At 71.4% G+C, this 21304-nt stretch carries 14 protein-coding genes; 10 read left to right on the forward strand and 4 right to left on the reverse strand.

Features of this window, described 5'->3' with window-relative positions; genetic code table 11:
* Positions 1-607: 607 nt before the first annotated feature.
* A complete protein-coding gene (locus ACG83_RS38525) occupies positions 608-1387 on the forward strand; it encodes a TSUP family transporter (protein ID WP_054571201.1) in 780 nt (259 codons plus the stop codon).
* Between the two features lie 31 nt (positions 1388-1418).
* Here ACG83_RS38525 and ACG83_RS38530 read toward each other — a convergent pair whose 3' ends face one another.
* Entirely contained in the window at positions 1419-1976 is a 558-nt protein-coding gene (locus ACG83_RS38530) for a gluconokinase (protein WP_054571248.1), read from the reverse strand.
* A 213-nt stretch (positions 1977-2189) separates the two neighbouring features.
* Complete coding sequence (locus ACG83_RS38535) at positions 2190-3437, reverse strand: hemerythrin domain-containing protein (protein ID WP_054571202.1); 1248 nt, start codon at positions 3435-3437, stop codon at positions 2190-2192.
* Between the two features lie 58 nt (positions 3438-3495).
* Here ACG83_RS38535 and ACG83_RS38540 point away from each other — a divergent pair, with 58 nt between their 5' ends.
* Positions 3496-4140 carry a TetR/AcrR family transcriptional regulator gene (locus ACG83_RS38540; protein ID WP_235498460.1) on the forward strand — a complete coding sequence of 215 codons (645 nt, stop codon included), beginning with the start codon at positions 3496-3498 and terminating at the stop codon, positions 4138-4140.
* Between the two features lie 79 nt (positions 4141-4219).
* On the opposite strand, the gene ACG83_RS38545 is transcribed toward ACG83_RS38540, so the two are convergent.
* Positions 4220-9196, reverse strand: a complete 4977-nt coding sequence (locus tag ACG83_RS38545; RefSeq protein WP_054571204.1) for a diguanylate cyclase — start codon at positions 9194-9196, stop codon at positions 4220-4222.
* A gap of 195 nt (positions 9197-9391) precedes the next feature.
* Positions 9392-10081 (reverse strand): TetR/AcrR family transcriptional regulator, encoded by a 690-nt coding sequence (locus ACG83_RS38550; protein ID WP_054571205.1) that lies wholly within the window; start codon positions 10079-10081, stop codon positions 9392-9394.
* Positions 10082-10349: 268 nt separating this feature from the next.
* On the opposite strand from ACG83_RS38550, the gene ACG83_RS38555 reads away from it, so the two are divergent.
* From ACG83_RS38555 to ACG83_RS38590, 8 genes are all read left to right on the forward strand, one after another.
* Complete coding sequence (locus tag ACG83_RS38555) at positions 10350-11609, forward strand: ABC transporter substrate-binding protein (RefSeq protein ID WP_054571206.1); 1260 nt, start codon at positions 10350-10352, stop codon at positions 11607-11609.
* A gap of 90 nt (positions 11610-11699) precedes the next feature.
* On the forward strand, positions 11700-13865 hold the full coding sequence (locus tag ACG83_RS38560) for an ABC transporter permease (protein WP_054571207.1): 2166 nt from the start codon (positions 11700-11702) through the stop codon (positions 13863-13865).
* On the forward strand, positions 13855-14622 hold the full coding sequence (locus ACG83_RS38565; protein WP_054571208.1) for an ABC transporter ATP-binding protein: 768 nt from the start codon (positions 13855-13857) through the stop codon (positions 14620-14622). The genes ACG83_RS38560 and ACG83_RS38565 overlap by 11 nt, the downstream gene beginning before the upstream one ends.
* Positions 14619-15425: an ABC transporter ATP-binding protein gene (locus tag ACG83_RS38570; RefSeq protein ID WP_235498461.1), complete on the forward strand. Its 807-nt coding sequence runs from the start codon at positions 14619-14621 to the stop codon at positions 15423-15425. The genes ACG83_RS38565 and ACG83_RS38570 overlap by 4 nt, the downstream gene beginning before the upstream one ends.
* Positions 15426-15468: 43 nt before the next feature.
* On the forward strand, positions 15469-17421 hold the full coding sequence (locus ACG83_RS38575; protein ID WP_054571209.1) for a GMC family oxidoreductase N-terminal domain-containing protein: 1953 nt from the start codon (positions 15469-15471) through the stop codon (positions 17419-17421).
* Positions 17422-17551: 130 nt separating this feature from the next.
* Positions 17552-19507: a long-chain fatty acid--CoA ligase gene (locus ACG83_RS38580; RefSeq protein WP_054571210.1), complete on the forward strand. Its 1956-nt coding sequence runs from the start codon at positions 17552-17554 to the stop codon at positions 19505-19507.
* Complete coding sequence (locus ACG83_RS38585; RefSeq protein WP_235498462.1) at positions 19504-20076, forward strand: DUF4334 domain-containing protein; 573 nt, start codon at positions 19504-19506, stop codon at positions 20074-20076. Before ACG83_RS38580 ends, ACG83_RS38585 begins: the two co-directional genes overlap by 4 nt.
* Before the next feature lie 49 nt (positions 20077-20125).
* A complete protein-coding gene (locus ACG83_RS38590; protein ID WP_054571211.1) occupies positions 20126-21289 on the forward strand; it encodes an acyl-CoA dehydrogenase family protein in 1164 nt (387 codons plus the stop codon).
* Positions 21290-21304 lie beyond the last annotated feature (15 nt).

A 21304-nucleotide genomic window follows, 5' to 3' on the forward strand; every position in this document is an offset into this window, starting at 1 on the left:
CGAACCGCGACCGGACCTGGTCGCGGCCAGCACAAAGACGCCGATACGCGGGCAGTCGGTGATGACGCGACGTTTCGGCGGAAATCCGTGAACATGCTCAGGTGTGCGCGAACGCCGGTTGGGCGTCCTGGTGGACCTGCGGCTCCTGAAATTAGGAAGGGGCGCCGGGGTATTCGTGCGGCGCTGGACGTGCGTGCCCGAGAAGCCGGCGTGATGGTGGTGGCCGCCCTGGGGCAGGGGCGGCCGTCGCGCTGGTTGGCAAGCGCTTGCTTAGTTTGATCAGCATGACCGGAGGAGTGCGCCGCGTCAACCATTCACCGCGGGAATTACTGGAAATTCCGGTGGTAACGCCTGACAAGAGGTGGCCGGGATTTCAGCCCTCCGGTCGGAGCGTGGGGCGGTGCGCGGCCGGCATCCGGGGTGGCTGGATGTGCCGGCCGGACAGCCTCGCCGCCTCATCGTCCTGTCAGCCGCTGGCAGGCAGCAGCCCTCGGGGGCCGATGTGAAGGCGGGGGATACCTCACAGCTGCGCGGGAGACCCGTGAACGCCCAGGTAATGACGCATGAAGGATGTGGCGGGTCGGGATGCGCGGGAGGGGCGGCCGGGGTGAGCGTGCTCCTCGCCGGGTTCGTCGCCGGGCTTGTGCTGGCGACGCTCACCGCTCCGGTCGGTGTCTCGGGCGCGATGTTCCTCCTGCCGGTGCAGCTTGATCTGCTGTCCGTGCCGAACCCGTCCGTCACACCGACGAACCTGCTGTTCAACGTCATCGCGACGCCGGGATCGCTGCTCCGCTACCGGCAGCAGAAACAGCTCGCCGGCCCGCTGACCCGCCGGCTCGTCGTGGGCACCCTGCCCGGGGTGGTGCTCGGGGCTGTCGTGCGGGTCGTGTTCGCCCCGGGAGCGGGGGTGTTCCGCCTGCTGCTCGCCTGCCTGCTGCTGCCGCTCGGGACCTGGCTGTGCGTGCGCACCCTGCGCCCGCCCCGACCCCGCGGCGCGCACGCCGCCGCGCCGGGACTGCGCGCGGTCAGGCCACTCGCGACCGTTGTCGGTTTCGTCGGCGGCCTCTACGGCATCGGCGGCGGCTCCATCCTCGGCCCGATCCTCGTCGGGCGCGGCCTGCCGATCGCGCAGGTCGCGCCCGCCACGCTCGCTTCCACGCTCGTCACCTCGATCGCCGGCGCGGTGACGTACGCGCTGCTCGCCCTGGCCGCGCCCGGCAGCATCGCCCCGCACTGGGCGCTCGGGTTCGCCTGCGGCCTCGGCGGCCTGCTCGGCGGCTACCTCGGGGCCCGGCTGCAGCCGCGGCTTCCCAACGCCGCCCTGCGGCTGCTCCTCGGCGCCCTGGCGATCATGCTGGCGATCCTCTACTTCGCCCGGGCCACCTGACCGCAGCCGACCTGGTCCCCGCGCGGCGGAGTCACCGAGGCGCGCGGTGCGACGGGACGGGGAGATGCGGCAACGAGCCTGGCGGAGGTTCGGGCCGCGTCGACGCCCAGTAGGCGGTGAGCCCGTCGACGGCGCGGTTCACGATCTCGTCCACCGGGAGAGACGCGTCGACGGCCATGCCCGCCTCGCCGGGGCGCAGCGGTTCCAGCGCGGCGAACTGGGAGTCGACGAGGGACACCGGCATGAAGTGGTCCCGCCGGCCGGAGACGCGCTCGACGATCAGCTCGCGGGGTGCGTCCAGGTGCAGGAACCACGTGCCCGGGCCGCCCTGGCCGAGAACGTCGCGGTAGCGGGCCCGCAGCGCCGAGCAGGACGCGACGCCGCCGTCGCCGGCGGCCAGCCGGTCGGTGATCCACACGGCGATGGAGACGAGCCAGGGCAGCCGGTCCTCGTCGTTCAGCGGCTGCCCCGAGCTCATCTTGGCGATGTTCTCCGCTGGATGGAACACGTCCGCCTCCGCGTAGTCGACACCGAGCCGGTCCGCGAGCAGCTGGCCGACCGTGGTCTTGCCACTGCCACTCACCCCCATCACCACGACGATGGTCCTTCGCGCGCGTCCAGACAGGGTCACGTCTCTCCTCACCGGCGGAACTCGTTGCGCCAACGGGCCCGGTCCCGGTGGCCGGTGCGACAGTCTGCCGTCCGCACGGGTCGGCGAGGAGGGGCGAGTTCCGGATTCACCCCGCCTCGATCGCTCCTGATCATCCCGGGCGATGGTCGGATGCGCACGCCGGTCCCCCCGTCAGACGCCGATCATCGGGCGGGCCGCGTCGACGTCGGCGGGCCGGCGGGTCAGCTCGTCACGCAGCCGCTCCAGCGTCTGGCGCATGGCGACGGGCGTGCTGACGTCCCGGCCGCTGAGCCGTTCGAAACGCAGCACCAGCGCGGAGGGCGACAGCTCGAAGGTCTGGGTGAGGTGGGTGCCGCCGTCATGCGCGCGGAGCTGGAAGCGCCAGAGCGTGCTGTCGGGCTTGCTCCTGGTCCGCCGGGTGCGGTAGGCGAACTCCCGCCCCGGTTCGGCGGTCACCACCTCGCATTCGCGTGACCAGCGCATCCCGCGCGAACGGTTCCAGCCGCGGAAGCGGGCGCCCACGGCGGGCCCGGACGCGCCGTCGAGCCAGACGCACCGGTAGCACTCGGGGCTGTGGTGGGCCATGCCCACGACGTCGGCCACCGCCGCGTACACCTGGTCGGCCGGCGCGGGCACGAAGATCTCGGCGGAGCCGCGCAGGAGCACCGGGCCCGGGTCGACCACGAGGTCTCCGTAGGCGGTGGCCAGGCGACGCTGGTAGCCGGAACGGCTCGCGGAGAGCAGGAGCGGCAGGACGGGCCCGAGACCGGCGGCGACGTCCGCCGCGCGCTCGGGGTTCGCCGCGGCGAGCCACGGCAGCACGAACGACAGCCGCATCTTCGCGCCCCGGCTCATCCGCTTCTCGAGCTGGGTCAGTTCGTCGTCGGAGATCCGGTCCTCGATGGCCGGCACGACCAGTGCCTCCTCGGTGGTGAGGTGCTCGGCCATGAGGCTGTGCAGGCTGGCGGTTATCGCGGCGAGCGCCGCCACGCTCGAACCGTCGTTCCCGTCGTTCCCGTCGTTCCGGTTGTTCCCGGTGAGGCCGGTGGGGCCGGCGGGTCGGTTGGGTCTGGCACGTCCGGAGCTCTCGGCCGGCCCGGCGAGGTCGGCCAGCGTCGTGCGCAGGCGCTGGATCAGCAGATCGAGCCGGTCGTGGTCGGCGCTGAGGGCGTCGAGGGTGTCGAGGTCGCCGGAGCCGAGGCCGCGCTGGCGCAGCAGGGGCCACAGATGGTCGTCCTCGGCGACGTGATGGTGGTGGAGGGCGTCGAGGGCCTCGCTCACGTGCACTCGCAGCGCGGTGAGCTGCGCCGGGCCGGCGACGCGGCGGCCGGCGGCGAGCGACGCAGCGAAGTCGGCGATGCGACGCAGCTCCAGGCGGATGCCGTCGTGCATCAGAAGATAGGCGTTCGGATTGGCCATGGGAACGTCCTCCCTGAGATCGTTGTAGGGTGACGGTATTGAACCCAGGTCGACTGGAGTGAAATTGGTCGTGAAGCCGACCCGCGCCTACCGCTCGCCGCACCGCGCCGCGCAGGCCCAGGCCACCCGCGCCGCGATCCTCGACGCCGCCGTCGAGCTCTTCTGCGCGGACGGCTATGCCCGCACGACGATGCAGGCGATCGCCACGAAGGCCGGGGTGGCCGTCGAGTCCGTCTACGGGCTGGCGCCCAAGGCCAGGCTGCTGGAGCTGGCGCTGGAGCGGACCGTCGTCGCGGGTGAGAACACCCCACTCGCCCAGGAGGAGTCCTTCCGCGCCGCGCTCGACGCCGAGGACCAGCGTGATCAGGTGCGACTGTTCGGCGTCATGGCCGGGCGCCGGGCGAGGAGCTACGCCGCCATCAGCCGCGCCTACGTCCAGGCCGCGGCCCAGGACGAGGCCATCGCGGCGGCCTGGCACGAGCAGGAGCGGCGCCGGCTGCAGGACATGCGCCTGTTCGTCGAGGCGGTGGCCGCGCGCGGTGATCTACGCCCCGGGCTCACGGTCGAGTGCGCGGCCACTCACCTGTGGGCCGCGTGCAACTGGTACACGGCCTGGCTGCTGTACGAGGCGGAACCCGACCGCGACGAGGCCTCGGTCGCCGCGTGGTTCGAGGGGACGGCCGCCGCGCTGCTGTTGCCGTGAGCCCAGGCCCACAGCACCCGATCGGCACCCGATCTGCACCTGATCGGCGGCGTGCCGCGGCTCCCCGGCAGGTCCCGGGTCAGGCCGCCTTCACCTGGTTACGCCCGCCGTTCTTCGCCCGGTACAGGGCGGCATCCGCGGCGTTGGTCAGGGTGGCCACGCCGTCGCCTGGTGTCTCGCCATCGTCGTCGGCGGGGGTTGCCGCGGTGACCCCGATGCTGACGGTGATGATCGACTCGGCCGTCAGCGGGTGTGGTTCGGCGAGGTCCTCCACCGCGCGGCAGAGGCGCCGGCCGAGACGGGCCGCGGTGACCAGGTCGGTGTCGGGCATCACGACGGTGAACTCCTCCCCGCCGTAGCGCGCGGTGAGCAGCGCGTCGCCGACGTTCCTCTCGATGCAGGCGGCGACGCGCTGCAGGCATCGGTCACCGGCGGCGTGCCCGAAGTGGTCGTTGTAGAGCTTGAAGTGGTCGATGTCGATCATCGCGAGCGCGATGGGTGTGCCGTGTTGCCGGGCGCGCTGCCATTCGGCCTTCAGGACCTCCCCGAGGCGCCGCCGGTTGGCGAGCCCGGTCAGCGGGTCGGTGACCGACAGCCGTTCCAGCTGGCGGTTCGCGGCGGCGAGCTGCCTGTTCGTCGCGGCAAGCTCCTTGGTCCGGTCGGCCACCTTGCGTTCCATCGACGCGTAGACCCGGGCGTTGTCGAGCGAGACCGCGAGCTGCCCGGCGATGAGCATGATGCCCTCGAGGCGCTCGGTGGAGAACGCACCACGGATCATCCGGTTCTCCAGCAGCAGCATCGCCCGCAGGGTGCGTCGGATGGTGATCGGAATGGTGAGCAGCGAGCAGTGCTCGAGGCCGGCGAAATAGGCGTCACGCGCAAAGCGGTCGTCCCGCGCGGCGTTGGCGACGACGACGGGCTCGTGGGTACGGGCCGCGTAGCGGACGACGGAGGACGGCAGCACGCGACGCCGGCCGGCCTCGCAGAGCGTGATGGTGTCGCCGGAGTCGGTCGGCACCAGCCATGTGTCCTGCTCCTGGTCGTACAGCAGCAGATGGACGCTGGTGGCTCCGGTCATCTCGGAGAGAATGCCCGCGACCTTCGTCTGGAGACCGGCGACGCTGGTCTCGGAGCTGAGAGCCTGCGAGGCGGCGACGACGGCGAGCAGGTCCACGGTGCCGATCGCCACCGCCGAGCGGCGGCCGGGCCGCTCCGCCGCCGAGGCGACGGTCGGCTCCTGGGTCGCGGGCGTGATCTCGGCCAGGGTGCTGCTCCGCAGCCCCGGGTAGGCCCAGTCGAGCTGGCTGACCTTCGCGGTCGCGCCCCACTCGAGGTACTGGCGCCGGGCGGTCGCCAGGAGCGCATGGCCGGCCTCCTCCATGGCATGTGCCAGGTAGAAGCGTGCGGCGCGCTCCAGGACGAGGGCCCGGTGCCACGGGCGGATCCGGACGGAGACCTCCCTGAGCGCCACGTCAAACGCGTACGCCGCCTCATGGAAGTTCCCGACGGCCCACGCCCGCTCCGCCTCCACCAGGCGCAGCAGAGGCAGGAAGTTGGATGGTGCGTCGGCCGCGCGCGCGGCCAGCCATTCGATCGACGTGTCGAGCTCGCGCAGGGGGGTGTCGTGCTGCTCCGCATCCTGCGCACCCGCATCCTGCGCACCCGCGGCCCGTACCTGGGCCGCCAGGGCGATCGCGAGCGTCAGCCGCGCCACCGCCGCGGAGTAGTTCGTCTCGATCGCGAACCTGCAGGGCACCACGGCCGCGGCGTGGCGTGCCGCGTCGGCCGGGCGGTCCAGAATCGTGGCCAGGAGTGCCCGGGCCGCATGCAGGTTGGCCACGGAGAACGGGTCGCCGGCCAACAGGCTCAGCTCGGCCGCCTCGTCACCGGCCGATTCGGTGGCCTCGCCGCGCAGCGCCTGTATCAGCCGCAGGTATTCCCGGAACGCTCCCTCGGCGTGTCTGTTGCCGGTGCGCGCGGCGAACGCCAGCGCCTCGTCGACCGCCGCGGCGACGACATCCAGTGATGGCGCGCTGTCCAACAGCGCACCGAGCAGGGCCTGGTGGACCCAGCAGGCGTTCTGCAGGTCGCCGCCCCGCACGAGGCCCTCCAGCGCCTGACGGCCCTGGGGCGGAATGTCCTCCAGCGGCGCGAACCAGTGGCTGCTGGTGATCACATAGATGAACTGTGCCTGCCAGATCTCGGGCTTGTAGCCCAGGGTTTTCCCGACAGCAAGTATCCGTTGCAGGATGCGGTGCCCGGTGCGGTAGTCACCCCTGCGGACAATGGACACGATGGAGAGGTGGCTGACCGGGCCGATCAGGGTGCGATCCGGGCCGCGCTGCGCCCAGATCTCGAGCATCTTGATGCTCAGCCAGGCCATCAGCGTCTGGTCGCAGAAGAACGTCGCGACCATGAGCCGGTTGACGAGCCGGATGACAGCGAGCTCGTTCTGGTCGGTGACACCGGGCTTGCGAAGGTCATCTGCCTCGCTGGTCGTGTCGAGCCACCGCGGAAGCTCGTCAAGGCCACGGTCGGTCTCGGCGCTGACCGCGTCCTCGCCCGGGACGGAGACGCCGAGGCGCCGCAGCTGGCCGAGGCCGAGCCGCGTCGCCTCGATGGCGCGTCCCCGGTTGGTGAGACTGATGACCTGCACCACCGTGGCGGAGGTGAGCTGCGTCGGCCGGGTGCACAGCCGACAGATGGTCCGGTAGGTGTCGTCTGCGTCCTCCAGCCGGCCGAGGCTGTACAGCGCGGCCTGCCGCTCGGTGAGGACCGCGATCAGGTGGTCGGTGTCGGCGGGGTCGACGAGTTCGACCGCCGCCGCCAGGAACCGCTCCACCAGCGGGTAGTTGCTCAGCAGCTTCGCCTGCTCCGCGGCGCGGAGAAAGAGCGCGCCCACCGCCCGTCGTTCCTCGGTTCCCTGTACGGCGTCGACCACCGGCAGGTACTGCTCGGCTGCCGCGGCGAAGAGCTCCGGCCGGGCCGCCAGCCGACGCGCCAGGCGCAGCCGCCGGGTGGCCTGTTCCCTCGCGGGACGACCGCCCAGCACGGACTCCCGCGTCCGGTCATGGTGGAAACGGACGCTCGGATGGCCGTCGGACTCCCGCACCAGCAGACCGTCGGCCAGCGCGGGCGTGAGCAGCCGCTCGACCTCCTCCGCCGGCAGCCCCGTCGCGGCTGCCAGGACATCCAGTTCCACCTGGCCCCCCAGGCACGCCATCGCCGCCAGGAGCTCGGCGGTGTCCGGTGGCAGCGTCGCCACCCGGGCGGCCAGCAGCGCGGTCACCTCCACCCGGTCGAGCCGGCGGCGCAGTACCGCCGCATCCCATCGCCATCCGCCCGGACCCGGAGCCACGATGCCGTCGCGCCGCAACGAGTTGAGCAGCTCCACGACGTCGTACGGATTGCCGCCGGTCGACGGCGCGACCGCCCGGGCAAGCCGCGCGGCGGGTTCCGGAGCCAGGTGCAGCATGTCGGCGACCATGGACGTCTGGTCCGCGGGCGACAGGGCGCGCAGCCGCAGGCGCTGCGGGCCGGTCCGCTGGCCGCACCAGCGGGCGAGCATCGGCGCCAGGGGATGAGCGGCGTCGATGTCACTCTCCCGGTACGCGGCGACCAGCAACAGCCCGGCGATCCGCTCCTCACCGCTGAACACCAGGTCGATGAAGCTCAGCGGCGTACGCTCGGCCCACTGCAGGTCGTCGATGAAGAACACCACCGGCCGCGTGGCTGAGACGACGGCGCGCAGCACCTCGACCGGCGTACGGGACAGCCGCACCTGCGCCGTCATCGGGTCTCCGGGCTCGGGGGGAACCCTCAGCAGCGCTGCCAGCTCCGGCACGGTGGCCGTGACCAGGCCGGCGTTGGAACCCAACCTCCGCAGCATCCGCTCCCGCACCTGCGCCAGGTAGTCCTCGGGCTCGGCCAGCAACAGCCGGCCCAGTGCGCGCAGCCCCTGTCGGACCCCGTCATAGTCCTGGCCACGGCGGTACTGGTCGAACTTGCCCGCCACGAACCAGCCGTTGTCGCCGGCCACGATCGGTCGCAGCGCATTGACCAGGGACGTCTTGCCGACGCCCGGCGCACCCGTGACGAGGACCCCGTGCGAGCCCCCGGTGATGGCTTTGGCGAATGCCGCGTCCAGCTCGTCGACCTCCCGGTCGCGGCCGACCAGCCGGGAGGGCGCCAGCGGGCGCATCGGGAGATCGTGCTCGCCGGGGCGCACCGCCATCGCGCCGCGACGCACCAGCGCGAGATCGTGCGCCAGCCCGTCGGCCGACTGGTAGCGGTCGTCGGGTTCCTTCTCCAGCAGGTGCATGATGATGACGGAAAGGCCGGCGGGCACGGACGGATTGACTGTTCCCGGCCGCGTCGGGACCCGAGTGAGATGATCATGAATGATCCGGAACGGGTTCCCGGTGCCGAACGGCGGCGCCCCGGTGGCCAGCTCGTACAGGGTGGCCCCGAGCGCGTACAGGTCGGCTCGCTGGTCGACCGGGCGGCCGGTCCGCCCGATCAGCTCCGGTGCCAGGTAGGGCAGGGTCCCGACGGTCGCGCCGTGGTATCCGGGCTCCGGGCGGACCACCGGGCACGTCGTGGCGAGCGCGAAGTCGATCAGGTAGGGCGCCCCGCTTTCCGCGGCCACCACGATGTTCGCCGGGCAGATATCCCGATGGATCACACCCCGGTGGTGCATCCCCGCGACCGCGTGGGCCAGCGATTCGGCGAGAGCGATCAGCGGGTCCGGCTCCAGCGGGGTGTCCTGTGGGCACAGCGCGGTGCCGTCGACATCGGCCAGCAGGATCGATCCCGTGCACCCCGCCGGCCCGGAGGCGAGCTGAACGACACCCTCGACTCCCGCCAGCCGTTCGAGGATCTCTGTTTCGTGACGCAACCGCTGCTGTGCATCCGGGCCCAGCGGCTCCTTCTGGATCACTGGTCCCTTCGGCAGCACGACCCGGCTGACCCGGGTCCGGTCCGAGGCGTGCAACAGCACTGATCGCGCCGTCACCGTCGGCGGATCCCGGCCCGGGGTCATCCGCCTGGCAGCCATGTGTTCGCCCTTACGCCGCACCACGACCAGCTCACCTGTCTAATCTGCCCGCAAACACAACGGAACCAACGGGCGCGGTCGCCGGCGAGCGCCGGGGGGTGTGGCTCGGGGCGTGTGTCGCTTCGAGCGCAGGTGATGCGGGCCTGGTGGGGATCTCCCGCCGGATCCTCGCCCAGGCGGCGCGCTGGGCTCAGCTCATGCCGAGGTGGCCCGGGTCGAGGCCGGTGATGTCCCGCGCTCGGGGAGCCCGAGCGACCGCTCCCAGATCTTGTTGATCGTGTCGAGCAGGATCTCCCGGTCGTAGTCGGCGCCCTCGTAGGTCCAGGCCATGACCATCCGCTCGACCATGAGGGTCAGCGCGTGCGCGGTGTGCCGCGGATCCAGGTCGGGATAGGCCAGCCCGGCCGCCTGCCATCTGCTGATCGCCCTGGTCACCCTGCCCTGGAAGTGCTCGGCGACCTCGTGCCACTGGGCCTTGAGGCGATCGTCGTCGTCACGGGCCTGGTACACGGCGCGGAGCACGTGGACGTTGCGCTGGAAGGCGTCAATGTAGGCCCGGTTGACCTCCTCGACGCTGCCGGCCGGGTCGAGCTGGGTGCTGACGTGATCGGGCGCCAGGGTGGTCAGCTCGGCGGAGACGTCCTTCATGACCTCGTGCAGCAGGTCGTGCTTGGACCGGTAGTAGTTGTACAGCGTTCCGGAGGCCACCTTCGCCTCGGCGCTGATGTCGGAGAGCCGGGCGTTGTAGAACCCGTCCCGCTCGAAGACGACCCGGGCCGCCTCGGCGAGCCGCCGAGGCGTGGTCTCGCGCCGAGGGTCGTTGCGGGTTCGCCGGGGGCTCTCCGGAGTGTTCCCGCGTTTCCGGCCAGCGGTAGGCGTCGGCACAACCACTCCTCGTTCGTCGTCGTTTGATCTGGCGCGGGCGGGTCTGGACGCCTCCGCAAGCTGCAGCGATGGTACGAGCCCGGATGTCGCGGCGGGGCAGCCCGCCCAGTCAAGCGTGTTCGGCCGCTTCCAATCAAGAGGTTGACGTCATCCTCAGTTTTGGTCTAACTTCCTGGCCGGTGACGCGCTTCACACCGAGGGGCCGAGGGTGGGGCCGGGTGCGGGGGCGCCGCGTCACACGAGCTGGCATCGAGAAGCGGGGCACTTCATGCGATTAATCGCGCGGAAGCGATCAAGGGTTGCCGTCGGTCTGGCACTGGGCCTCGTGCTCACGGTGACAGCGGCCTGCGGCGGCGATTCGAAGGATTCGGACGACGCGTCGACGGGCCAGAACACCGCGACCGGCACACCGATCAAGGTGGGCTTCTTCAGCCCCGAAGGCGGGGTTAACACACTCCCCGGCGCCGTCGCCGGCATGAAGGCCGGTGTCTCGTACGTCAACACCGAGCTCGGCGGGGTCGACGGTCACCCGCTCGAGGTCGTCAGCTGCCCGATCGACGGCACGCCCGAGAAGACGATCTCGTGTGCCAACAAGTTCGTGCAGGACAAGGTCGTCGCGGCGTTCGACGGCTTCAACTACAGCTCGAGCGCAGGTGTCGACATTCTCGTCGACGCGAAGATTCCGCTGGTCGGCCAGATCGCGTTCGACCAGATCACGGGCAGCAAGGCCGACGGCCGGGTCTTCTTCGGCGCGCCGCAGGCCTCGTTCCTCGTGGGCGCGCTGCAGGGCTTCAAGGCCCAGGGCATGACCGCGGTGACCATGACCCTGGTGGACACGCCGTCCGGTCACAACACCGTGGACAACCAGCTCAAGCCGCTCGCGACCGCCCTGGGGCTGAAGGCGGAGGGGGTCTACTTCTCGGCCACCAACCCGAACTTCAGCGCGCTGGCCTCGACGATCGTCTCCACCAAGCCTGACGTCGCCGGGCTCGTCGCCTCGCCCAACGAGTCGGTCTGCACCCAGCTGGTCAGGAACCTGCGGTCGCTCGGGTACAAGGGCGGCGTCTTCCTCGCGGCCTGCACCGGCTTCATCGACGCGGCACCCAAGGACGCCCCGGGCGCGATGATGTACGCCCCCGGCTGGCTGCCGGGCTCGGAGAAGTACGCCCCGGCGGAGGCCGGCAAGCAGCTCGAGACGGCGGCGAAGGAAATCAAGGCGGCCGGTGGGTCGAAGGACTTCTTCGCCTACGGCCAGTTCGCCACCGTGGTGGACTTCGCCACCGGCCTCGCGACCGCGCCGTCAGCTGACGGGCTCACCGGTGAGACCGTGCTGACCACGCTCAAGGGCCTGAAGGACTTCCCGACCTTCCTCGGTTCGCCGGCCACCTGCGGCAAGCCGACCAGCCCGAACTGCACCACCCAGATGCTGCTGTTCAGCGTTCAGGACGACCTGACGCTGAAGCCGGTGGGCGACACCTGGATCGTTCCGTCCCCGCAGATCCTCTCCGCGATTCCGGGCGCGAGCTGAAGCTGAACGGAAGGAGCAAGACGTCCGCACCGCACCGGAAAGCGCGGTGCGGACGTCGGTTCGGCCGATGACCATTGTGACGCCGCATTCATGAGCGACATCCTGCAGTTCGCCGTTCTCGGGTTCTCGACCGGCGCCGTCTACGCGGTGCTCGGGTCCTCGCTGGTCAGCATCTACGTCGCGACCGGCATCATCAACTTCGCGCAGGGCTCGCTCGCGCTGTGGGGCGTCTGGCAGACCGCGGCCCTGCAGGCCAACGGGACGCTGGTCCTGCCCGTCGGGAGCTTCAAGCTCACCGACGGCCCGACGGACACGGTGCCCGCCCTCCTGATCGGCGCAGCCAGCTGCCTGGTCTGGGCGGTTCTCGCGCACTTCCTGGTGTTCCGCCCGCTGCGCCGGGCGCCTGTCCTCGGGCAGGTGGTCGCGTCGGTGGGCATGATGCTGCTCCTGCAGGCACTGGTGACCCTGCGGTTCGACGCCGACACCCTGGGGCTCGACCCGACCGTCCTGATCCCGATGCCGATCCTGCCGTCCGACACCTTCACCCTCGCCGGTGCCACCATCGCGGTGAGCAACCTGATTCTCGCCGGCATCGCCATCGCGATCGCCGCGGGCATGTGGGCCTACCTGCGGTTCACGAGGATGGGGACGGCCACCCGGGCCGGTGCCGAGGACGAGCGCGCGCTGCGCCTGCTGGGCTACTCACCGGACCGACTCGCGGCGCTGGTGTGGGGCGCGACCGGGTTCGTCTCCGGACTGATCGTGGTGCTCGCGGCGCCGGCCATCGGCGGTCTGGACCCGACGAGCTACATGTTCTACGTCGTCCCGGCGCTGTCCGTCGCCCTCGTGGGCCGCCTCACCTCCGTCGGCATCGTGTGCGCGGCGGGCCTGGGCCTCGGCGCGCTCCAGCAGATCCTGCTGTTCGGCACCACCAAGGACTGGTGGCCGTCCTGGGCGCAGGCCGGGGTCGGTGACGCCATTCCGTTCGTCATCGTCGTCGTCGCCCTCTTCGCGCTCGGCCGTGGCATCCCCGAACGCGGGAGCGCCGGGGTGGGGCGGCTCCCGCGGGTGTCGGTGCCGCGGCTGCGGCCGCTGCCGGTGGCGGGGGCCGTTGCGGTCGCCGGGCTGGTCATAACGCTGACGTCCGGCACCTGGCGGTTCAGCCTGGTGATGTCGGCGATCTTCGCGCTGATCGCGGTCTCCGTGGTGCTGCTGACCGGGTACCTCGGCCAGATCTCACTGGCAACCATGGCCTTCGCCGGTGCCGCCGGGTTCGCGCTGTCGAAGCTGACGACGAACGCGGGCGTGCCGTTCCCGTTCTCGCTGTTCCTCGCCGCGGTCGTGTCGACCCTGCTGGGGATCGTCGTCGGTGTTCCCGCGCTGCGGATCCGTGGCGCGCAGCTCGCCGTCGCCACCGTCGCGGCGGCGCTGGCCATCGAGGCCTTCGTCTTCAACAACCCGTCGCTGACCCCGTACTCGGGCGCGCTGATCAAGGATCCGTCCCTGTTCGGCTACTCGCTGGCGGTGCGCGAGGGGACGAACATCATCACGCTGCGCTTCTCCTACCTGGTGCTCGCGGTCGTGGTCCTGCTGCTGATCGCGGTGGCACGCCTGTTCGGCGGAGCCACCGGGCGGGCCTTCCTGGCCGTGCGCTCCAACGAACGGGCGGCTTCGAGCGCCGGCGTCGACGTGGCCGCGACGAAGCTGCTCGGGTTCGCGATCGCGTCGTTCCTCGCCGGTATCGGCGGTGGGCTGATCGGCTACAGCAGCGGTCAGCTGTCCGCGGCGTCGTTCACCGTGCTGGTCGGGCTCACCGTGCTGGCGATGACGTACGTCGGCGGGATCACGACCATCACCGGCGCCGTCATCGCGGGACTCGCCGGGCCGCTCGGCGTCCTCTATCTCTTCCTGAACCAGAGTCTCGACCTCAGCAAGTACTACACACTCATCGCCGCGCTCGGCATGTTGCTGCGCGCGGTGGTGTTCCCGCCGGACGGCGGCCCCCTCCAGGAATGGCTCGCCGCCAGGCTCCCACGCCGAACGCCCGCCCTGGCCACCGGCGCCGGCTCCGTCACCGCCGGCTCTGTTTCAGCGGGCTCTGTTTCGGCTGCCCCCGCCGCCTCCTCGGCCGAAACCGCCGCGACCAGCGCCGCGACCGTCACCAGCTCCACCGACTCCACCAGCTCCACCTCCGACACCGTGACGGCGGGCGACGCGGCGCCGTCCATAGCAGCGAGGTCCGCCGATGCCCGCTGAACCCGAATCGAAGCAGCGCCTGCTCACCGCCACCGGCGTCTCGGTCCACTACGGCGGCGTGCGGGCCAACGACGAGATCACACTCGCCGTCGACGCCGGGGAGATCGTCGGCCTCATCGGGCCGAACGGCGCCGGCAAGACGACGTTCGTCGACGCCATCACCGGGTTCACCCGGTACACGGGCACCATCGAGCTGGGCGGCACCGGCCTGGATGACGCCGGCCCGCACCGGCGCCGCCGCGCCGGCCTGGCCCGTACCTGGCAGGCCGGCGAGCTCTTCGGTGATCTCACCGTCGCCGAGAACCTGATCGTCGCGGTCGAGGGCGGCGGTGTCCGCGGCGCGCTCACCGACGTGTTCGGCCGCCGCCGGCGCACCGACCAGGCGGTGTGGAACGCGCTGGAGCTGGTCGGGCTCTCGGAGCTGGCGGAGCACCGGCCCGACCAGCTCACGCTGGGCCAGCAGAAGCTGGTCGGGGTGGCCCGCGCGATCGTCGGCACCACCCAGGTGCTGCTGCTGGACGAACCGGCGGCGGGCCTGGACACCGAGGAGAGCGTGGCGTTCGGCGGCGAGCTGCGCCGGCTGTCCGCGAGCGGCCTCGGCGTGCTGCTCATCGACCACGACATGACCCTCGTTCTGGACGTCTGCGACCGCGTCTACGTCATGGACTTCGGCCGGATCATCGCGGCGGGGACCCCCGCCGAGGTCAGTGCCGACGAGCGTGTCGTGGCCGCCTACCTCGGGAGCGCGGTGGCATGACCACACCTACCCCGGCCGACACCGAGACCTCGGTGGAGACCGCGACCGCCAGCACGACCGCGACCGCCAGCACGACCGCGACCGCCGCCGCCACGGCCACGGACCCGGCGGTCGAGCCGGCACTGGTGATCGAGAACCTCAGCGCCGGCTACCGCGGCGTGCCCGCCATCCGCGGGGTGAACCTGCGGGTCGACCCGGGCGACATCCTGGCGCTGCTCGGCCCGAACGGTGCCGGCAAGACGACCACCCTGCTCGCCGCCGCCGGCCTGCTGACCCCGCTGAGCGGCACCGTCACCGCGCTCGGGGCCCCCGTCAGCGGCCGGGTCGAACGGACCGCGCGGGCCGGCGTCAGCCTGATCCCCGACGACCGGGGCCTGTTCCACCGCCTGACCGTGACCGAGAACCTCCGTCTCGCCGGCGGCCGCGACGAGCTGGACCAGGCGCTCGAGCGGTTCCCGCAGCTGCGGCCGCTGCTCAGGCGCCGGTGCGGCCTGCTGTCGGGCGGTGAGCAGCAGAGCCTCGCGATCGCGCGCACGCTCATGCGCAAGCCCCGGGTGCTGCTCATCGACGAGCTGAGCATGGGGCTCTCCCCGATCGCGATCCAGGCGATCCTGCCCACGCTGCGCCAGCTCGCCGACGAGACGAACCTGGCGATCGTGCTGGTCGAGCAGCACATCGACCAGGCGCTGTCGATCGCGGACAGCGCGGTGGTCCTCCACCACGGCTCGGTCGCCCTGAGCGGCCCGGCGGCGGCGCTGCGCGAGGACCGTCAACAGATCCAGCGCGCCTACTTCGGCCGCTGATGCCGCCGGCCGACGACACCCACCACACCTCCGGGACCGGGGCATGACACTCAGACCCAGACAGCGCGCAGCGCTCGCCGCCATCTGCGACACGTTCGCGCCCGGCGACGGCGCGGGCCTCCCGCCGGCCAGCGCCCTCGGTGCGGTCGACATCGCCGAGGCGGTGGCGGCAGGCCTGCCCCGGGCCGCGGACCGTCGGCAGCTCGCGACGCTGCTGTCGGTGTGGGACACCCGCCTCGGTGGCCTCCTGCTCGGCGCGGGGCCGAGGCGGTTCTCCACCCTCGACCCCGCCGCCCGGCAGGACGTCCTGCTGCGGCTGGGGGAGTCGCCGGCGGAGCGGAAGCGGGTGCTGTTCCAGGCCCTGCGGATGCTCGCCACCTCGTCGTACTACTTCGCCCCGGGTCCGACCGGTTCGTCGCCGGCGTGGGAGGCGATCGGCTACCCCGGCCCGCTGGGCCCGCGCGACGGTGCCCCGCGCCCCCCGCTGGCGCCGCTGACGCCCACCGCGGACACCACCCTCGACTGTGACGTGGTGGTCGTCGGGTCGGGTGCGGGCGGCGGCACCGCGGCCGGGGTGCTCGCCGGTGCCGGCCTCGACGTCGTCGTCCTCGAACGCGGCGGGTACTACGACGACGCGGACTTCGACGGCGGTGAGCTGTCGGGCCTGAGCCGGATGTACGCGGCGGGGCCGGCGACGACGGCGGAGGGCCAGGTCGCCCTGGTCGCGGGTTCCTGCCTGGGCGGGGGGACGGTCGTCAACTGGTCCACGTCGCTGCCGACCCCGCCGCGGATCCGGGCCGAGTGGGCGGGGCTGGGCGCCAAGCAGTTCGACGACGACGAGTTCACGCAGGCGCTGGACGCGGTGAACCAGCGGCTGTCGGTCAACACCGACCACAGCCTCCCCTCGGCGCGGGACGCGGTGCTCGAACGCGGGCTCACCGCGCTCGGCTGGCACGTCGACGCGCTGCCGCGCAACGTCACCGGCTGTGACATGGCCGTTGAATGCGGGCGGTGTGGTCTCGGCTGTCGCCTCGGTGCCAAGCAGTCGGTCACGAAGACCTGGCTCGCGGACGCGCAGGCGCACGGTGCCCGGCTGGTCGTCAACGTCGACGTCCGCCGCATCGACGTGCAGGGCGGCCGCGCCGTCGGCGTGGAGGGTGTCACCCCGGACGGCCACGCGGTGAAGGTGCGTGCCCGGGCGGTCGTCGCCGCCGCCGGCGCCATCCAGACACCGGCGCTGCTGCGCCGGTCGGGCCTGTCCAACCCGAACATCGGCCGGTACCTGCGGCTGCACCCGGCGACCGCCGTCTGGGGCGTGTTCGACGAGCCGATCCGCCCCTGGGAGGGCGGTATGCAGACGCGCTACTCCCTGGAGCACGGCGACCTCGACGGCGACGGGTACGGCGTGATCTACGAGACGGGCCCGGGCAACCCGGGCGCCCTGCAGGGCTTCATGAACTGGCGGGGCGGCGGGGCACACCTCGCCGCGATGAAGGATCTCGCGCACACCGCGGGAGTCGGCATCATCACCCGTGACCGCGATCCCGGTGAGGTCCGGGTCGGGCGGGACGGTGAACCCGTGCCGCACTATCGGCTTTCGGCCCACGACACCGCGCACGTGAAGACGGGAATCGAGGGCGCCGCCCGCATTCTGGAGGCTGCGGGAGCACACCGGATATACTCGGCTCATCAGGCCGGCCCATCCTATGAACCGGGCCGGCGCGGGTCACACGGTGAATTCGTTGCCGCCTGCCACAATGCGGGTTATGGTCCGGGTGAATGCTCGATCGCGGCGTTGCACATCATGGGTACGGCGCGAATGGGTGACGCCCCGGACATGAGCGCGACCAACCCGGATGGCAGCATCTGGGAGCTGCCGAATGTCGTGGTGGCGGATGCGTCCTGTTTTCCCACCTCGCCTGGAGTTAATCCCATGGTCTCCATCGAGGCGATCGCCTACATGAATGCCCGACGACTGGCCGCCAGGCTTGCGTGACGGGCGGCACTGCCTGACGGACCCCCGTCTTCATCTCAGATCATCGGTGCTGGGTAAGGGCAAGGGGCCGGAACGAGTCCGTGATTGGTGGCCTTACCGGCGGCCGATGGATCCCAGGAGGAGCGAAGAGATGACCGACATCGCGTTACAGCGCGCAGCGATCGACGCCGAGATCGAAGGCCTGACCCTCGTCGGGGTCCTCGAACGCACGGTGCGCGAGCGCGGCACCGAGCCCGCCTACTCCGACCGGCGCCTCGCCGACGGGGCGGATGACGGCCGCGGCTGGCGGACCGTCACCTGGGCCGAGCTGGTCGACCGTGCCCGTGAGCTGGCCGCCGGCTTCCTGGACGCGGGCCTCGCACCCGGCGAGGCGGTGGCCATCATGGCCTCCAACCGGATCGAGCACGTCGTGGCGGACATCGCCACCGTGCTCGCCGGCGGCATCCCCGTGTCGGTCTACAACACGCTCTCGCCCGAACAGGTCGGCTACGTCGCCGGGCATGTCGAGCCGCGGATCGTCGTGCTCGAGACCGCCGACCACGCCGCTCGCTGGTCCGCGGTGCTCGCGGAGAAGTCCACGGTGAGCCAGGTCATCGCGTTCGGCACCGCCTTCGACGCGCTGACCGCGAGCGCCGACGCCGACGCCGACGCCGCTGCCGCTGCCGCTGCCGCCGGGTCCGTGGCGGTGGCGGTGGCCGCCGACGTGCGGGTCGTCACCTGGGACCAGGCGGCGGCCGACGGCGCGAGGGCGCTGGCACACCGCGACGCGGAGCTGGCGATCCGAGGCGAGGCCATCAAGCCGGACGACCCGATCACGATCCTCTACACGTCGGGTACGACGGGCCGGCCCAAGGGCGTCGTCCTCACCCATCGCAACATCTGGTTCGAGGCGGCCGTCTCGGCCCGCAAGGCGCACCTGGACGGGCCGGGCATCTCGGTGTCCTACCTGCCTTTCGCACACATCGCCGAGCGGATCCTCGGCCTGTACATCCCGCAGCTACAGGGCGGCCACGTCCACCTCATCGACGATCCGGCGGCGCTCGCCCCCGCGCTCGCCGAGATCCGTCCCACCCGTTTCTTCGGGGTTCCGCGGGTCTGGGAGAAGATCCGCGCGGGGATCGGGGCGAAGCTCGCGGCCGAGCCGAACGCGGCGAAGCGCGAGGCCGTCGCGCAGGCCCTCGCCATCGGGCAGGCCTATGTCGAGTCCACGCAGACGGGCCGGACGACGCCGCCGGAGCTGCGGGCGCGGTTCGAGGCGGTCGACGGGCCGATCCTGCGGCCGCTGCGTGCCGCCCTCGGCCTCGACCGGATCGAGTGGGCGTCCAGCGCCGCCGCGCCGATGCCGGTGGAGATCGCCCGGTTCCTGGCCGGCCTGGGCCTGAGCGTCTACGACGTGTACGGCATGACCGAGACGACCGCCTCGGCGACGGCCGGCGGCCCGGACGCGTTCCGGCTCGGCACTGTCGGCACCGCCCAGGACGGCATCGAGGTACGCATCGCCGACGACGGCGAGATCCTGGTACGCGGGCCGATCACGACACCCGGCTACCACCGGGAGCCCACGGCGACCGCCGAGCTGATCGACCCCGACGGCTGGGTGCACACCGGGGACGTGGGCGAGCTCGACGAGGACGGCTTCCTGCGGGTGGTCGACCGCAAGAAGGACATCATCATCACCTCATCGGGCAAGAACATCGCCCCGTCGAACATCGAGAACGCGCTCAAGGAGAGCCCGCTGATCGGGCAGGCGCTGGTGATCGGTGAAGGCCGCCCGTACCTCGTGGCGATCCTGACCCTCGACGGCGAGACGGCGCCGATCATCGCGCGGCGGCTCGGCGTCGAGGGCACGACGGTGGCCGAGCTCGCGGTCGACCCGGCGATCCTGGACGCGGTCGCCGCGGTCGTCGCGGCGACGAACGCGCGGCTGTCACGGCCCGAGCAGATCAAGGCCTACGAGCTGCTCACCGAGGAGTGGACCATCGGCGGCGAGCAGCTCACACCCACGCTGAAGCTGAAGCGCAAGGTCGTGATCAGCCGATACGAGGACGTCATCGCCGACCTCTACCAGAGAGGGCGCATGGCATGACCGATCCTTCCCAGACCGACCCGGCGGAGCAGACCGACCAGCCGGAGCAGACCGACCTCGCTGCGCAGACCGACCTTGCCGCGCAGGCCGACCTTGCCGCGCAGACTGATCTGGTCCGGCGCTGGACGGCGCTGCGGGAGTCCGCCGGGCCGATCGAGCCCACCGAGCTGGACGACCTGTGGGCCGCGCTCGCCCCTGTCGACGCGGGCGACATCCTGGGCCAGTGGCGCGGCTTCGCCTTCCCCACCGGGCATCGGATGGGCCGGCTGCTGGTCCGCAGCCGCTGGTACGGCAAGCGGTTCGTCGCCCTGGACGACGCGGTGCCGCTGCTGTGCGTCGGCCCGGACGGCGAGCTGTTCTCCGACGTCGAGTCCGGCAAGGGCCTGGCGAGCCTGTGGAACGTGGAGTTCCGCGGCGAGGTGACAGCGACGATGGTCTACGACGGAATGGCCGTTCTCGACCATTTCAAGAAGGTCGACGACCGTACCCTGATGGGCATCATGAACGGCAGGCCAGGCCTGGTGCTGGACAACGGCCGGCATTTCTATTTCGGGTTGGAACGGGACTGAGTCGTCCGCGGCCCGGACCACGAGACGACATCGCTGAACGGAGAATTCGATGAGTGGCGTCTACGCGACCCGTCGCCCCCTGTACGAGGACGAGCACGAGGAGTTCCGCTCCACTGTCCGTGCTTTTGTCGACAAGTACGCCAGGCCGAACGCCGAGCGCTGGCAGGCGGAGGGCAAGGTCGACCGCTGGCTGTTCCAGGAGGCCGGGAACGCGGGCGTCCTCGGGTTCAACATCCCGGAGGAGTACGGCGGCGGCGGGACAAAGGACTTCCGCTTCAACGCGATCGTCGCCGAGGAGCTCGGCCGCAACCCGGTCTCCGACGGCATGGCCGGTGTCGGCCTGTCCAACGACATCGTCATCCCGTACTTCATCGACCTGACCAACGACGAGCAGAAGGCCCGCTGGCTGCCCGGCATCGCGAAGGGCGACCTGATCGTCGCCGTCGCCATGACCGAGCCGGGCACCGGCAGCGACCTCGCCGGCATCCGCACCAGCGCGGTGCGCGACGGCGACCACTACATCGTCAACGGCAGCAAGACGTTCATCTCGAACGGGCAGAACGCGGACCTGGTCGTCACGGCGGTGCGTACCAGCGAGGACCCGCACAAGGGCCTGAGCCTGATGGTCATCGAGGCGGACAGCCCCGGCTTCGGGCGGGGCCGCAACCTGGAGAAGATCGGCCTGCACGCGCAGGACACCAGCGAGCTGTTCTTCAGCGACGTGCGGGTGCCGGTGGAGAACCTGCTCGGCGCCCAGGGCAGCGGTTTCCTCGGGCTGATGAGGAACCTGCCGCAGGAACGCCTCTCGATCGCGGCCGGCGCCATCGCGGCGACCGAGGGCGTGCTCGAGCGCACGCTGTCCTACGTCACCGACCGCAAGGCGTTCGGCCAGCCCATCGGCACCTTCCAGAACACCCGGTTCCAGCTCGCGGAGATGGTGACCGCGGCCCGGGTCAGCCGCATCTACATCGACGACCTGATCACCCGGCACACGGCCGGCGAGGTGACCGCGGTGGAGGCCGCCGCCGCGAAGTTCTGGACCACCGAGCAGCTCGTCGACATCGTCGGGCGCTGCCTGCAGCTGCACGGCGGCTACGGCTACATGCTCGAGTACCGCATCGCGCAGGACTACCTCGACTCGCGCATCACCACCATCTACGGCGGCACGACGGAGATCATGAAGGAGATCGTCGGCCGCGACCTCGGTCTGTGACGCGAAAAGACCTGC

Origin of the sequence: Frankia sp. R43 (assembly GCF_001306465.1) — a bacterium.
GTDB classification, from domain to species: domain Bacteria; phylum Actinomycetota; class Actinomycetes; order Frankiales; family Frankiaceae; genus Parafrankia; species Parafrankia irregularis.

Excerpts from the sequence above, each read along its gene's own strand:
- ACG83_RS38575 (WP_054571209.1), top strand. The coding sequence starts at position 15,469 with ATGACACTCAGACCCAGACAGCGCGCAGCGCTCGCCGCCATCTGCGAC.
- ACG83_RS38590 (WP_054571211.1), top strand. The coding sequence starts at position 20,126 with ATGAGTGGCGTCTACGCGACCCGTCGCCCCCTGTACGAGGACGAGCAC.
- ACG83_RS38555 (WP_054571206.1), top strand. The coding sequence starts at position 10,350 with ATGCGATTAATCGCGCGGAAGCGATCAAGGGTTGCCGTCGGTCTGGCA.
- ACG83_RS38570 (WP_235498461.1), top strand. The coding sequence starts at position 14,619 with ATGACCACACCTACCCCGGCCGACACCGAGACCTCGGTGGAGACCGCG.
- ACG83_RS38560 (WP_054571207.1), top strand. The coding sequence starts at position 11,700 with ATGAGCGACATCCTGCAGTTCGCCGTTCTCGGGTTCTCGACCGGCGCC.
- ACG83_RS38535 (WP_054571202.1), bottom strand. The coding sequence starts at position 3,437 with ATGGCCAATCCGAACGCCTATCTTCTGATGCACGACGGCATCCGCCTG.
- ACG83_RS38530 (WP_054571248.1), bottom strand. The coding sequence starts at position 1,976 with ATGGGGGTGAGTGGCAGTGGCAAGACCACGGTCGGCCAGCTGCTCGCG.
- ACG83_RS38580 (WP_054571210.1), top strand. The coding sequence starts at position 17,552 with ATGACCGACATCGCGTTACAGCGCGCAGCGATCGACGCCGAGATCGAA.
- ACG83_RS38565 (WP_054571208.1), top strand. The coding sequence starts at position 13,855 with ATGCCCGCTGAACCCGAATCGAAGCAGCGCCTGCTCACCGCCACCGGC.
- ACG83_RS38585 (WP_235498462.1), top strand. The coding sequence starts at position 19,504 with ATGACCGATCCTTCCCAGACCGACCCGGCGGAGCAGACCGACCAGCCG.
- ACG83_RS38545 (WP_054571204.1), bottom strand. The coding sequence starts at position 9,196 with ATGGCTGCCAGGCGGATGACCCCGGGCCGGGATCCGCCGACGGTGACG.